The sequence below is a fragment of the Okeania sp. SIO1H4 genome (assembly GCF_010672695.1).
Taxonomy (GTDB): Bacteria; Cyanobacteriota; Cyanobacteriia; order Cyanobacteriales; family Microcoleaceae; genus Okeania; species Okeania hirsuta.
Window position 1 is genome coordinate 33,128 of sequence record NZ_JAAHGB010000025.1, and the last position, 15,672, is coordinate 48,799.

The 15,672-nt window shown below is 37.9% G+C and carries 10 protein-coding genes; 6 read left to right on the forward strand and 4 right to left on the reverse strand.

Annotation, left to right across the window (positions count from 1 at the left end; translation table 11 throughout):
* Nucleotides 1-117 precede the first annotated feature (117 nt).
* The gene (locus tag F6K06_RS17675; protein WP_287323280.1) at nt 118-1,152 is read left to right on the forward strand and encodes a cyanophycinase; all 1,035 of its coding nucleotides are present in this window, start codon (nt 118-120) and stop codon (nt 1,150-1,152) included.
* A 1,318-nt stretch (nt 1,153-2,470) separates the two neighbouring features.
* The gene (locus tag F6K06_RS17680) at nt 2,471-4,477 is read left to right on the forward strand and encodes an ATP-binding protein (RefSeq protein ID WP_124145283.1); all 2,007 of its coding nucleotides are present in this window, start codon (nt 2,471-2,473) and stop codon (nt 4,475-4,477) included.
* Between the two features lie 1,143 nt (nt 4,478-5,620).
* Here F6K06_RS17680 and F6K06_RS17685 read toward each other — a convergent pair.
* The 4 genes from F6K06_RS17685 to F6K06_RS17700 all read right to left on the reverse strand — a co-directional run bounded on the left by F6K06_RS17685 (nt 5,621) and on the right by F6K06_RS17700 (nt 9,019).
* Nucleotides 5,621-6,250 (reverse strand): CatB-related O-acetyltransferase, encoded by a 630-nt coding sequence (locus F6K06_RS17685; protein WP_124145284.1) that lies wholly within the window; start codon nt 6,248-6,250, stop codon nt 5,621-5,623.
* 748 nt (nt 6,251-6,998) lie between these two features.
* Entirely contained in the window at nt 6,999-7,382 is a 384-nt protein-coding gene (locus F6K06_RS17690; RefSeq protein ID WP_124145285.1) for a PH domain-containing protein, read from the reverse strand.
* A 121-nt stretch (nt 7,383-7,503) separates the two neighbouring features.
* Nucleotides 7,504-7,887, reverse strand: a complete 384-nt coding sequence (locus tag F6K06_RS17695) for a hypothetical protein (protein WP_287323282.1) — start codon at nt 7,885-7,887, stop codon at nt 7,504-7,506.
* Nucleotides 7,888-8,302: 415 nt separating this feature from the next.
* Nucleotides 8,303-9,019, reverse strand: coding sequence for a hypothetical protein (locus tag F6K06_RS17700; RefSeq protein ID WP_124154268.1), 717 nt, complete (start codon nt 9,017-9,019; stop codon nt 8,303-8,305).
* 639 nt (nt 9,020-9,658) lie between these two features.
* Between F6K06_RS17700 and F6K06_RS17705 the strand changes: the two genes are divergently transcribed.
* From F6K06_RS17705 to F6K06_RS17720, 4 genes are all read left to right on the forward strand, one after another.
* On the forward strand, nt 9,659-10,108 hold the full coding sequence (locus tag F6K06_RS17705; RefSeq protein WP_287243609.1) for a hypothetical protein: 450 nt from the start codon (nt 9,659-9,661) through the stop codon (nt 10,106-10,108).
* Nucleotides 10,109-11,056, forward strand: a complete 948-nt coding sequence (locus tag F6K06_RS17710) for an AAA-like domain-containing protein (protein ID WP_287243624.1) — start codon at nt 10,109-10,111, stop codon at nt 11,054-11,056.
* A 135-nt stretch (nt 11,057-11,191) separates the two neighbouring features.
* Nucleotides 11,192-11,380, forward strand: coding sequence for a hypothetical protein (locus tag F6K06_RS17715; RefSeq protein ID WP_287309084.1), 189 nt, complete (start codon nt 11,192-11,194; stop codon nt 11,378-11,380).
* Between the two features lie 1,855 nt (nt 11,381-13,235).
* Nucleotides 13,236-15,065, forward strand: coding sequence for a vanadium-dependent haloperoxidase (locus F6K06_RS17720; protein ID WP_124145288.1), 1,830 nt, complete (start codon nt 13,236-13,238; stop codon nt 15,063-15,065).
* Nucleotides 15,066-15,672: the final 607 nt, after the last annotated feature.

Sequence of the window (15,672 nt, forward strand, 5' to 3'; positions counted from 1 at the left end):
ATTTTAGGTTATCTTTCAGTAAAAAAAATTATTGTAACTATTCAGCTGAATGCTGAATGCTGAATGCTGAATGCTTGCATTGCTATACAATACTATGTCAGACAATTATCTAAATCTATGAAGTTTATTTCTTTATCTTATTTGTTTTTGTTGCTAACTTCCCTATCCAGAAAATTACTCAAAGTCATAGTAATGTTCTGCTTAATAATTACCATTGCATTGATTTTTCCTACCCAAGCAAAAAGCGACAGTTATTTAGAAAATTCTATTAATCTAAGTTTAATGTACAGTGGCCCAGTTTATAACTTTGGTGGTGGTGGCCTTGATATAGACTCTGCAATTCAGTGGATGATTAATCAAGTCCGAGGATGCAATTCTTGTCGCGAGAAAGTAGATGTGATTGTCATTCGTGACTCAGGTAGCGATGCCTATAATCGACCAATTCTAGCTATGGATGGGGTAGACTCAGTGGAAACTCTGATAATTTCTGATCGAAGAGATGCTCAAAAACATAATATAGTAGACGCAATTGAGAATGCCGAAGTAATTTTTTTTGCAGGTGGCGACCAGTGTCAATACCTACGGAATTATCGAAATACGGAAGTTGATAAAGCTGTTAATTCTGTTATTGCAAAAGGTGGGGCAGTTGGCGGAACCAGTGCTGGTGCAATGATTCAAAGTAATTTTGTTTTTAATGCTTGTTCTGAGACAGTCACCAGTAAAACTGCACTAAATGACCCTTATGAAGATATTTCTCTTGACGAAGGTTTGTTTTACAGACAAAAATTTCAGGGAACTGTTATTGATACTCACTTCTATGAGCGCGATCGCATGGGTCGGTTAATGACATTTGTTGCTCGTTTGCTCAGAGATGGAATATCTGATACTGCTCTGGGTATTGGTATTGATGAAGATACTTCGTTAATTGTGGATAAAAGTGGTTTAGCTAAAGTAGTTGGAAATGGGTTTGTTTATTTTGTCTTGGGAGACCATTTACCAGAGAAATTTAACCCTCAAATTCCATTAACTTTTAGTGGGTTCAAAATCTGGAAGAAAGGAAATGGTGACACTTTTGATTTGAATCATAGGCCATCAACTGCTGATTATCAAGTTAGTGTCGAGAATGGAGAACTTGATTCTAGTCCTTATTAGAAGAGGGAGTAGGGAGTAGTCATTAGGGAGTAGGGAGGAACAATTGATATAGCGCTGTGCGCAGGCAACAGGCAACAGGTAACAGCTCATCTGGGGGAATAAATTGCTGATAATATAAGACTTTTAGCTATTTGGCCTCTCCTGCAATTTGTAAATATACCAGCGCTCATTGCTATAATTTCTGGAAAAGAGATGGGGAGATGGGAAGTATTTTTCAACCTTTTTCCCTTATACCTTCCCTCTACCTCCTGACTCCTGACTCCTGACTCCTGGCAAAAAAACTGAATCGCCGACAAAAATATGATCGAGGGTTCTATATGTATTCTGTGGCGAAATACTGTTCTTGGGTTGAATAAAAAGTCATGCTTAGGGGCAAGTGAAACCCAATAATAAAATACTACCACGATTTTTTTGGGGATGCAAGGGGAAATACCTTGTCGTTTTTTTTGGAGCTTCACAGGATGATAATTGGATTGAAAAGTTAATATAGCGTTGGCGGAGCCTAGCGGTAGCTACATCGCTTCTACATGAGTAAATATATGGATGTGTTGATGAGGTGAAAATTTTTCGGTGTCACTACTTCTTTTTGGAGTGCTGCACAGGATGATAACTTTTCTAGTGCTTTGATGGTGTGAGTATCCCTTCTATATGTATTCAGTGACGAAATGCTGTTTTTGGGTTGAATAAAAAGTCATGTGTATGGGCGAGTAAACCCCAATAATAAAATACTATCACGATTTTTTTGGGGATGCAAGGGGGAAATACCTTGCCGTTTTTTGGAGCTTCACAGGATGATGATTTAATTTGGTTGTGAATATAGCGCCATTCGGAGCAACTGCGGTAGCTACATCGCTTCTACATGAGTAAATATATGGCGTTGCATAGAGTGCGGGATGAATTTTAGGCTCTCAAACACAGGAAGTTTAACGAAGTCAGAAGTCAGTAGGGGCGAATAGCCATTCCCCCGTACAGAAGTCAGAAGTTAACCCACCCCTCGCCCCTCCCCCTCCCAGGAGGGGAAGTAGGATTTGAGCTTCGCTGCAAAAACAAAAATATTTCCCCTTAAAAGGCGGGGTTATGGGACCCAATTATTTTGATAAAAAACAAAAAATGGGATTTACCTTCTGCCAAAAATTTCATCCCCTAATTCAGCAACGCCTAAAATTCAGGCAACTCAAAATTTTCCGTTCTTAATTCATTCTTTGATTGTCAAATTATCAGAACTGACGCATTATGTTTAGCCCAAAAAATTTCTTTTAGGTATCAATATTATAAGGTATAGTAATCTATATTATTAAAACTTTGCTTATAAGTACCTATGATCGATTTACATCTTCAAGTCCAACTACAAAAAAGAAAAAATCCATTTGGAAGTAGTCGAGTCGATCATCCTTTTCAGACACATAGCGATGCGGATAATGTTTTTAGTAAAGAATTTCACAGAATACAATCTACTCTCAAAGATATTAAACAAGATATTAATCATCAAAGCAAAGGGGTTGTTGTTGTAGGGGAACCAGGGTTTGGCAAAACTCACCTGATGATGCGACTGGCAAATAGCAGATTAAAAACTAATCGACTCTTATTTATCCGTCAACCGAATAATCCTGATGCTATTATTTATCATATTTATAGTCGTATACTTGAATCGCTCATTAGATGTATACCAAAAATTAACTATACTCAACTAGAATATTTGATTGCTAATAGTTGTGCCAAAATTTTTCAAGAAATTATTATAGAAAATCCAGATTTGTACCCAAAAAAAGAAAGTAAAAAAGACCAGACAATTATAGAATTAGTCAAAAATGGAAATCTGGAATTACTCTCTTTTTTATCATCAGATACTCAAGCTAAACGAGAGTTTTGGGAACATATAGAAAATCGGTCTTATATGTGGTGGAGTACAAATTATTCAACGGCAGGATATGCACCAGAAATATTCAAAGGAATTATCAAGTTTTGTGGATATAGAGCTATAGATTATCGTCGCATAATTCGAGAATGGTTGGCAATGAATGATGTACCTCAAAAATTATTAGATAAAGTTAAAATAGCATCTTGGAATAAAAGCATCAATCGAGAAGAAGTATCTTTAGAAGCGTTAAAAGTATTAGGTTATTTATCACTTTTAGACGAACCTTTAATTATTGTCTTTGACCAGTTAGAAGGTTTAGGTAGGGAATATAATCAGAATCTTTTGCACAGTTTTGGAGAAGCAATTAAAGAAATTTTTACTCATATTCCTAATAGCTTGATTATCCTAAATTTATTCCCAGACCGATGGGAGCAGTTTAAACAAGAATTTGATGATTCTATTGTCGATAGAATTTCTCAGTGTCAAGTATTCTTAAATAAGCCATCTGAAGAACAGCTAATAACAATTCTTAATGAAAAATCTAAGTCTATTAATATGACGATTGAACAACTTTTCACGCCACACGAAATTCAGAAGATATTAAGTAAAAATTCTATACGCTCAATTATTAATTCTGCTGCAGATTTCTATAATTATAAAATTCATAATATTCCCCTGCCCGATTATCTGAAAGTTGAGACAAATAGTCAAATAGCACTACAGAATAATTCCAATTTACAAAATTTGGTCTCAGATATTAAACAAATTAAAGAAGTTGTTCTGAAGATAGCTGAAAAACTGAATATTGAATCGAATCTAGAAACAAAAATTGAGCAAAATAGTGAAACATATATTCATCAGGAGACTCAAACTGATACAAATAAAATTATCGGAGATTACCTGAATCAAAAATATCAGCAAATAGAAGAAGAATATAGTGAGTCTCAAGTTATTACAAGTAGTGATGACCGGGGAAAATTGGAGAAAATTTTTGAATCGTTGAAAATAATTCAACCATCTCTCAAGTTAGATTTTCTGACCTTTGATAGACCTAAAAAAATTCCAGACCACCTGGTTATTCAAACAGAAACTCAAGGTTATGCTATAGGTTTTTTATATGATGGAGGTAACGCCTTTTTTTCTCGGATGACTAACTGGAATGAATTAGTAGCCAAAAATTCTCACCTCAAGTTTTATCTATATCGAGATGCTAGAGGGTATCAAGTTAGTGGTGAAAAAAGTATCGCAGAATTAGATAAATTTAAAAATACAGATAATGGCGAATATATTGTTTTGATCAAAGATGAACGTATTACTTTTGAACTTCTCTATCAAATAATTGTGGATATTCAAAATCAAGATTTGGAAGCTAAGTTGGATGAAGCATTATTAATTCTTTTAAAAAGATACTCACATCACTCGTTATTAAAAATAGCCATAGAAGCGATCGGAACTTTTGAAGTCTAGCTTGATTAAAGAAGATTTTAGATCCCCTGAACAAAGTAGAGTTTTAAATCCAATTGCTGAGGTCTTTAGGTATTAGGTAAACTTTTTTTCATATACCACCTATGATATCAAATCCGGTAGCATTGTTGTAATTAGATTCATAGTGTGGGAACCCACCCCTAATACCAAATTATAGCGGTTTTCATTAACATAGAATACAGCTATTAGGTCTGTAATTATTAAACTTTAAACATACTTATATTTTGTTTGTAGTCTACCTTTGTGAAAACCGCTATAATAAATATTTGCTACAAATAGCTAGGATATTTCTGAGGAGTCAACCCACCCGCGTGCCCAACCAACCCCCGCCCCTCCCAGGAGGGTAACTCAGGAGGACTGAGTCACATGGGAATAGCTTCAATACCATTTTTCAGGTCGCAAATCATTCTTTTGTCTTGGTGCGCTACCAGGTGCGACTAGCGTCGTCGCGGGGTCGCACCGCTCTCTTGGTCGATGGTCGGTCAGCTCCGAGACCCGAAGAGTGCAGACCCGCTCCGAAGTACGCCATCCCACCCTACGGGAAGCTCCGAAGATCGACCACTTTGTCAAAGGACATATCCTGCATTTGTCTTTTTATTCCTGTTACTATTCGAACACATTCTTTTTTCACCCTTGGTATAACCCCTCCCAGGAGGGGAAGATGGGGAGATGGGGAGATCAAGAAAGATTTGGCAATGGCGCTGTGATGGAACATTTTTTTAGACCGAGTCCTAGCGGATTTGATATGACTTAGCACTTTCGGAGCATAGTGACAATCAATTTTATGAGCGATCGCTACTAATAAAAGTATAAATATAAGTAAAAGCGATCGCTAGTACCTATAAAATATTACGCTGAGGATAAAAAGCTGATCATATAAAATTTTGGCGTTGGTAATTTGAGGTATGATATCATGTCCGGATAAGAGCTTTATAGAATTCCGTTCCCTTTACGCCACCAAAAAACTTTCTCTTTCTACTCCTTCTAATCCTTTTTCTTCTTCTTTATTCTCTCCTGACTCTTGACTCCTAAGTAATTAAGATTAATATTATACACGCGCTTTACCAACGCCAAAATTTTTAGTTATTCACATATTTGGCTTTTTAAATAGCTACAAAATAAAACTCAAACAGTCTCACGCAATTCATTAATATCCGATCCACAAATCGCCTGTAAATTACGAGTAATTTTCTCAATTTCCCAATCCCACCATTTAATCTCTAGCAATTCTTTAATAATAGCTTCCTCAAATCTTTTACGAATTTCTTTAGCAGGATTTCCACCAACAATACTGTATGGTTCAACATTCTTTGTCACCACAGAATTTGTCGCTATAATTGCCCCATCTCCTACTTGAATACCAGGCATAATTATCGCTCCATAACCAATCCAAACATCGTTACTAATAACAGTATTTCCTTTGTCTGGCCACGAGTCCGGCATTGCTTTTTCCCAACCTTCTCCAAACACAGGAAAAGGATAATTTGTCAACCAGTCAGTACGATGATTTCCTCCATTCATAATAAACTTTACATCAGAGGCAATAGAGCAGAATTTACCAATAATTAATTGATCTTCAATAAAATCAAAATTATAGAGAACATTACGCTCAAAATTCTCTGGATTCTCAAAATCGTCGTAGTAAGTATAGTCTCCGACAATGATGTTGGGATTTTTAATAATGTTCTTTAAATAGACTAATCGAGTTTGATTAGGTATTGGATATTTAAGGTTAGGGTCAGGACCGTTATTCATATTTTTTGATAGTTATAATCTTCTTCAAAGTTTAGCAATAAAAGTTTTTATAGCAATTGTTGAAATGGTATAAGTATTGAATAACTTTTGTTATTTTGATGGTGACTTTTGATAAATAGTATGAAAAAAAGAGTAGTTCATAAGTGGAGCGACTCTTGTCTAAACTAATTATCTTCACTATGTTTCAAAGATAGTGGGTGGAGCGGTGTAAGAAGGCGATTTTTCCCAGCACCATTCTCCTAAATTGGCTTGAAAACTCTACCATCACGAGAGGTTTCCACAATTGATTGAGCTTGAATATCCAATATAGTAACTGCCATTAGTGCTCTTGATATCATGTCCGGTAGCATCGGAGCGTGTATAGAATTAAGTTTCAATTGAAAGAAATCCTTTAGCATAGTAGCATAACTGCCCTCTGCTTTCCTTCCACCAAAGTATAAGTATTCAAGTCGAGACTGTAGCAATATTTTATGAAATTGGTATTATATAGCAATCCTAAATAGGTCGTGACAAATCAAAAAGTAAATAAAAAAACTGAAACTCTTACCTGTTCCCTGTCCCCAGTTAAGTGTTCCCTAAAAAGCAGTAAGATTTTTGACACGAATAAAATAGGATTGCTATAGAATATCTAAAACAACAGAATATTAATAATCAACCCTTTGTCCTAGATCACTAAACGCCTTCTTCCTTCTTACTTCTTCCTTCTGCTATAAAATTGAACTAAAAACCTACCACCTTCTTCAAGAATTTACTTCAAAACATACTTACTTAATACAGAATAGACTTCGTTAATATTCACGGAACGATTAAATTCATGACTAATTGGTTCTGATTCACTACCTACCCAAATCTTTAACTCTGCATCTAAGTCAAAATGTCCTGCACTTTCTTTAGAAAACTTGGTAATTTTTGAATAGGGAATAGAAAGAAACTCAATTTTATGTCCTGTTACTCCTTGTTTATCTACCAAAATTAAACGCTTATTAGTAAACACAAACATATCGCGAATAATTTGGTAAGCTTTTTCAATTTGTTCTCCATCTACTAAAATATCGTTGAATAACTTATCTAGTTTTTTGGAATCAATATTAACTTCGGCAGCATTTCCGAGTAGACCACTAATTAAACCCATATTTTACTCCTTTTAAATAATTTTCAGTAGTCATCTTTAAACCAGTAAACTTAAGTTATAGGATTGATACTCAAGGCTGAAAGCTGATAGCTTATTAATACTGTAATTAACTATCAAATCATTAGAAATCTCCATAAATTACATCAACCTTTTCTGAAATCCTTGTCGGGGCGTTACATGGAATGTCCCTACATTCTTTTTCGGAGATATCTATTAGCAGAATATCATTTTTCTTTTCTATCTTAACAAAATCTGGAGTGATATCAAATCCCCTCAGTTTCGGTCTAAAAAAATGTTCCATTACAGCGCCATTGCCAAATCTTTCTTGATCTCCCCATCTCCCCATCTTCCCCTCCTGGGAGGGGTTATACCAAGGGTGAAAAAAGAATGTGTTCGAATAGTAACAGGAATAAAAAGACAAATGCAGGATATGTCCTTTGACAAAGTGGTCGATCTTCGGAGCTTCCCGTAGGGTGGGATGGCGTACTTCGGAGCGGGTCTGCACTCTTCGGGTCTCGGAGCTGACCGACCATCGACCAAGAGAGCGGTGCGACCCCGCGACGACGCTAGTCGCACCTGGTAGCGCACCAAGACAAAAGAATGATTTGCGACCTGAAAAATGGTATTGAAGCTATTCCCGTGTGACTCAGTCCTCCTGAGTTACCCTCCTGGGAGGGGAGCGCGGGTGGGTTGACTCCTTACGAAATATCCTAGCTATTTGTAGCAAATATTTATTAATTTGATATTAGGGGTGGGTTCCCACACTATGAGTCTAATGACACCAATCCTACCGGATTTGATCTGAAGCGATCGCCATTATTTTGATGAGAGTTTTTTGACTCAAGTAGATCCATCGCTTCTAACTAACTTAAGTTACTACAGAAGTTAAATTGATCGCGCAATACTACACTATTTCATTTCTACCACATCATTACAGCAGTTTCACCACTTAAACCAGGAAAATACAAACGAACTCTGAGAATATAAGTACGACCTCTCAACAATTTGTGAGTAATGAAAGCATTATATTCAGTACCACTATCATCATCTCCATTCAAATACCTTGGGTCGCCATTCTCTTCCTCAAACAAAACCATTACAGTGTCTGCTTCACCAAAAGTTTGAAACTTGTAATCTCGCGAATTTTTTGGCTTCACAATAAAATTAACCTGTTCTCCAGGGGATAAAACCAATGGCACTGAAATAAAAGGTTTAAGCTCAATGTAATCGTTTGATTCCAGCACAGGATAAAACTTTTGCATCCAATCCTTATCCTTTTGTGACAAACCAGGTTCTGGAAAAATTCCTTGCTGATTATAGGGAGCAGGACTATTGATCAGTTCTGCTTGAAACTGATAGTGCATAATTGAGTTTGGGTTCCAGTCAGACCCTGCAACTTCATTTGTTGCTACTTTACGCAAAATATTATATTCTATCGTTTCTAACGACCAATTGTTCGGAAGTCCACTTAAAGAAGCTCTGACTGCATCTTCATTCCACTGAATACCTGCTTTAGGATTTTGATGCTCGTGTGGTAATGCTAGTGTATGTCCCACTTCGTGAAGTGCAGTTTCCTTACCATAGCCATCATTAGCTAAAGGCCAACCAAAATTCATAGTTCTTTGGTTTAATATCATGTCCGGTTAAACAGTGATAAATAAATAACTAGGGAGTCCTCAGGAGTCAGGAGTCAGGAGTCAGGAGTCAGGAGGAAAGAGGGAAGAAAGAAGAACAACTGGAGTTGAAGGAGAAAGTTTTTTTATAACTAATTATCCGGACATGATATAAAGGAATATTCAGCACATCAGTTCCCAGATAAGACCAAGACCCATCACCTTGTTGGAAACCAATGCGAACTTCTGCATCTGTGGGAGCATCAACCTCTTCAAATCAGACTTCTGATGTCTTTATGAAGACGCTCAAAACTTCCTGAGAAACAGAAGCGGTTTGAGATTTAGTTATAACCACGATGCAACAAAGCCGTATCAGTAGCTTGAGTTTCAAGCGAATTTAAGCCTGTGGAGAAGATTAAGTTGCAGACTGAAGAGGATGAGAAGGAGAATTTTTTTTTGATCACGCTTTTATCCGGACATGATATAACTTCTAACTTGCCCGTAGCGCTATACCTCTACAGATGCCGACGCGGGGTCGCACCACTCTTCCATAAATGTAGCAATATTTGATAAAATTGGTATGATTTATTTTCTATTGCCAAAAAAAAAAGGATATGATTGCATAAAATACTATTTATATTTATACTTAATAATAGCTAATATATGGAGAAAGAGGAAAATTCATACCCTATCAACTTAAATTTTGTTCTCAAAGCTATAAACCGCAAGCTACTCGAAATTGATTATCCTCCTCTAAATAATATAGAAAGGATAATTATCCAAGGCATCTGGAATTATAAAACCTATAATCTAGTAGCTCAAGAGGCTGGTTATAGTCCAGGTTATCTGAGCAATGTTATAGCTCCTCAGCTATTGAGACGAATTTCTGATGTTGTAGGCCAGAAGGTAACCAAAAAAAATTGTCGGGCAAAGCTTGAAACATATTTTACCTCAAAAGCAACATCAAAAAAAACCATTGCCAACCAAAATGCTACAACACTGTCTACTAATATTAGGCAAGTGATGTCACCAAGATTTCCTAGTGGAGGCATATCTCTAGATTCCCCATTTTATATACAACGATCTGATATTGAGAAGCAAGTATATGCATAAATTGAGAATCCGGGGGCTTTGGTAAGGATAAAAGCGCCACAAGAAATGGGCAAAACCTCCCTGCTGCTGCGTGTTATGGACTATGCAAAACATTTTTTAGATTATCACGTTGTTAACTTGGACTTACAACAGGTAGACCAAGATATTTTTAGTAATATTAATAGGTTTTTACGCTGGTTTTGTGTTAATATCAGTCGCCAACTAAACATAGAATCAAGGTTAGATGATTATTGGGATGAAGACATTGGGTGTAAAATTAGCTGCTCTCTCTACTTCCAGGACTATTTACTAGATTCAATTGATTCGCCCATACTTCTAGCTTTGGATGAAGTGAACCAGATTTTTGAGCATCTGGAAATAGCAAAGGACTTTTTTCCCTTGTTACGTTCGTGGTATGAGGATGCCAAAAGACTCCCCCTGTGGCAGAAATTGCGTTTAGTAGTAGTTCACTCAACTGAAATTTATGTGCCTCTAAACCTGAAACAGTCACCTTTCAATGTAGGGTTGCCAATCCAGCTACACAATTTTTCCTTGAAAGAAGTGGTAAAATTAGCTAAATGTTACAGACTTAATTGGACAGATGGAGAGCAAGCAAATCTTTTGATGGCTATGACAGGAGGACATCCTGCTTTAGTACATCTTGCTATTTATCATCTTAGTCAGGGAGATGTAACACTCACGGAGCTATTAAAAACGGCTCCTACATCGACGGGAATTTATTCGAGTCACTTGCAGCGTCATCAAGCAAAATTGCAAGATGAGCCGGAATTAGCGATCGCTTTGAGTACAGCGATACATACCACTGAACCTATATTACTAGAACCTATCTATGCTTACAAGTTAAACAGTATGGGGTTAGTGAAGTTAGATGGAAATAAAGCAGTTATCAGTCATCAGTTGTACCGAGACTACTTCCAACAAACATTACAGGCGTTTTCATTTCGGTAGAGCACAGTAGGGACGTTTCATGGAACCTCCTTACTGGGTGCCTGATTGTGACGATGTGGTTCATCAATATGAAAAGCGCTGTATGATAATGTCTGCAAGCGGATATCTTTGGCGCGCAAACAGCTTAAACAGAAGTTGAGTGACTATTTTCGAGCTTCGGAGTTGGAAAGTACAAGTCTAAATATTGAAGAAGGAGTCAGGAGTCAGGAGTCAGGAGTCAGGAGGGAAAATTGCATGGGGATAGTCAACGAAGGGCCGCTCCGCGTCTACGCTCCCCCAAACAATTTTGAGCACCGTGTAGACGGTGGGGTATTAAACCCATAAGGGAAATAATAAAAAAATATATTGAAGAAGGAGACAGGAGACAGGAGACAGGAGACAGGAGGAAAATTACATGGGGATTCTCACCCCAAGTAATTTTGAACACCCCCGTTGACGGTGGGGTATTAAACCCACAAAGAAAATAATAAAAAAATAATAATACGATATCTGTTAGGAGTTAGATCGCCAAATCACCTCATCTTCTCATCACCCCATCACAACAGGAGCGGGAGAGAGTTAATTGTATAGCGCTGTGCGCAGGCAACAGGCAATAGGCAACAGCTCCGGAAGGGGGAATAAAAAGCTGATAAGATAAAACTTTTAGCTATTGGACACCTCCTGTAATTTGTAAATATGCCAGGGCACATTGCTATATCTATTTTCACCCCCAAACTGAATAATTTTGGATAATAGATGATCGTATTTATGATCCAGATAATGACAGCAAAACTCAAATATATCATGTTGAAAAAATGATATTTAATGTGATAAATAAGAAGAAATAACCATTGAAAACTGTATTAATGGAGAGTTGGTATGGAAGACAAAGATGAATGGCATTGATAGATAACTTAGGAAAAAATTATTATTGGCACTTAAAAATAAATCGCGCACGTAGATGACACAGGTGGTGTATGAAAATCGAAAAATCTTGCTGAATTAAACTGGAATGAATCAGAAAAAAATCAGGTAAAATCATTAAAAAGAAAGGGTTTCAAAGGGGTAAAAAAGTCAAGGGATTCTGGGTAAATGCTTCTACCAACACCAACAGAATATATTGCTACTAATGACCTCAGCAAATGCAGTAAAGATGATGTCTAATTTGAAGTTAAAATGAGATGAAAAATTGAGGAATGTCAGAGAGGAATTAAGCAATTCACAGGAGCCAATACCTGTGAATGTCGTCTGAGAAAAATTCAAATAAATCATATTGCTTGTGGAATGTTAGTCTGGAATTTTGTCAAAAGATTAGCAGTGAAAATAGGAAAAACTATTGCTCAAGTCAAACATTAATTACTCTCAGATTACCTGCTCCAAGAGCTGAATAAGCCTACAATAAAATTCAGGGCTATTTTGATTTGATAGAGGTTTTTTACCTTTGTTTTAACTATGGAAATTGTCTTGACGCGATCGCGCTTGATTTTTTTTCAGCGTTAGCGGAGCTTGGCGTCAGCAATCGCTCTATTTACCATGCGCTATTATATATAGTGTCTTTGCGTAAGTCCTGATAAATTAAGAAGACATTCAGAGTAGGGACGTTGTATGTAATATCCCTACTTTATGTTTAATACTAAGGTTAGTGGGAGAGCGATATAGCTGCCGCACTTGCTCCGCCAACGCCGACTTAAGGGTTTGAACTAGAATATTTTAAAGTTCTTGAGCAGCCAACATAAATAATTTATTTACTTCTCAATTGCATCATAGATATGCAATTCATAAATTAATCAGACATTCAGAGTAGGGACGTTGTATGCAATATCCCTACTTTATGTTTAAAACTAAGGTTAGTGGGGGAGCGATATAGCTGCCGCACTTGCTCCGCCAACGCCGACTTAATAGAAGTAAGAAGTTGGGCAATTTTTGTTTCTTTTTGTAAAGAAGTACCAAAAAATTATATCGAGTAAAATATAATAGGTGCAGGTGCATTGCAATAGTCATCCATTGTAAGACGAGGAGCGATCACTACCTTACTCGATCAAGCTAGAAATTAAGGGTATCTAACTCAAAAAAGTCATAAATTTTGCTTTCCATCGTCTACATAATAGACGAGTATACCACTTAATTATGATGATAACTTATCAAGTCTCGTCCCAGTTTTGCACACAATCCTAAAATTAATCAAAAATAGGAGAATTTTATGAACGAGCGTCGTCAAAAATCTTATTCCGTTCGCATTGAGGCCGCTGAATTAGCAAGAAGCCGCCAACATCCAACCCATCAAGCTAATGGGGACGAAGAGCGCTACGCAGGCGATCGGTATTTCATGTCCTTTACCAAAGGTTTAATCCATAACCCCAACACAGGATTGCTACAAGATCCAAGAGACTTTGTAGAATTTCGCCGAGCGATCGATGATGGCTTCATCGATCCTTTTACTGATAGAGTTCGTCATGGTGCAAAATATAAGGTTGTTAATGGCAACATTGTAGAAGAGGAAAATCCGAATTTCCTTGATGGTTTTAGACAGTGGGAAGCCCCAACTGCAGGGGTTGTGCATGATTTAGAAGGACCTGATGCTCAAGCAGTCACCATGCCTCCCGCACCACCATTGTTAGATGCCACTGGTAACACGAACCCGGAACTGATTTTTGAGATGGCTGAGGTATATGAACTGGCCATTCTTCGCGATTGTCCTCTTAATGATTTTGAGTGCAATGCAACCAATGAAAAGGTCAACAAATCAATTGCTCGCCTCAATTGCCTTGATTACATCAAAGACCAAAATGGACGACCTCGAAAAGTCAATGGAAATAACTGTCTCGACAAAAATACAGTATTTCGTGGGTCTTCTCCGGGGGTAGAGGTGGGACCTTACCTGTCTCAATTTTTGCTGATTGGTAACAAAGGCGTCAACGGAGATAATGGTGTCACTAAGGGAAAAATCGCCTATGGTGTTCTGGAAATCAACCAACAAGTTCCCATAGCCACGCCAGGAACAAACTATATGACCGATTTGACAAAGTATGTTGAAGTTCAGCGGGGTATTAGACAGGAACGAGAAAGCTATGATACTGGACGTCGCTTTATTTATACACCTCGTGATCTGGCAACCTATGTCCACTACGATGCTCTTTATGAAGCTTATCTCAATGCTTGTCTGATTCTGTTGGGAATGGGAACTCCTTTCAATCCTAGTTTCGATCATCTCTCTGGAGGTGGTGTAGCAGCACAAGATCCAAAAACTCGCCGTCACGCTAATGGTTTTGCTCTTTATGGTGGTCCCCACATTTTGACCTTGGTGACTGAGGTGGCAACACGAGCACTTAAGGCTGTTCGTTTCCAGAAGTTTAACAATCATATTCGCTTGCGACCAGAGGCTCTAGCAGCACGAATTGAGCTGTTGCGTTCTGGCAATAGCATAGATAGAGATTTGCTCCCAGAAGCCTTGAAAAAAAACGTTCAGGGGTTCATAGATAAGTTGGAAGGCAATGGAACTTGCGGTTTGAACACAAGTACTCTCGGAAATATTTCCGCAATAGCTGAAGGTAGTTATCTGCTACCAATGGCATTTCCTGAAGGATCTCCCATGCACCCTGCTTATGGTGCAGGACACGCTACCGTTGCTGGTGCTTGTGTAACCATTCTCAAGGCATTTTTTGACACCAGTACAGTGCTTGTAAAGGATAGTAGTAAGGAATATAGGTTCAAACGTATGGAGGAAGGCGATAAGTTGGTTGCTTTCCGAGTTAATGGTTGCAATCGGACTGCCTTGAAAGAAAGAACGATTAATAATATTTCTGAGGCTCTCACTCTTGAAGGTGAACTGAATAAACTAGCAGCCAATATTTCCATTGGTCGAAACATGGCAGGAGTTCACTACTTCACCGACTATTACGATAGCGTTCGCATGGGCGAGGAAATTGCCATTGGTATTCTTGAAGAACAGGCATTGACTTTTCCTACAGATCCCTTTGTCTTGTCTGTACCAACCTTTGATGGCGACGTTGTGAGAATTGGTCGGCGATAAACGTTGGGTATAGAGATGCAAAGGTTACTCTTCGCCGGCATCCTGAGCTTGGTTTGAGAGAATTAATCTCTCACTCATACCCGCTAGATATCTCCAATAATTATTCTAGAACCGGCGTTGATGAACCAAGCTATGAAACCTAAATTTGGCCAAATAGAAAATGCTTTTCAGTTAATAGTTAGGTGATTGGCATTAATGCGCAGTCATAGCCAAAATCACCAACGCCCTAGAACCCTATTGGAAAAAGGCACAGCTAAAGATAGGGCAGCGATCGCACTCTATCAAGACAGTCTGTTTTATTAGATGGGAATCCCGCGCTGTACCGTCAGGTCAGCGTCGGGAGGATGTCAAAGCCTGTCTGGTATCCTTCCGAGGAATAGCACGCAGAGTTAGGCGTGCTTACTGGAGCTTACAATTTTAGTGCTGTTGCCAAAGACTGGGGCAACTTGGAGAACTTGCTCGTCAGGGAGCGAGAAACCTGGGAGGTGATGAGTTTGCTGATGGGTTGAAGCATGGTCTGGCTATTGCCTGGCAAAATATACCTCACCAAAAAGGTGGATGGGCACAATGAAATACAGTTGAGAATAGAGAAATTCACTTTAACACT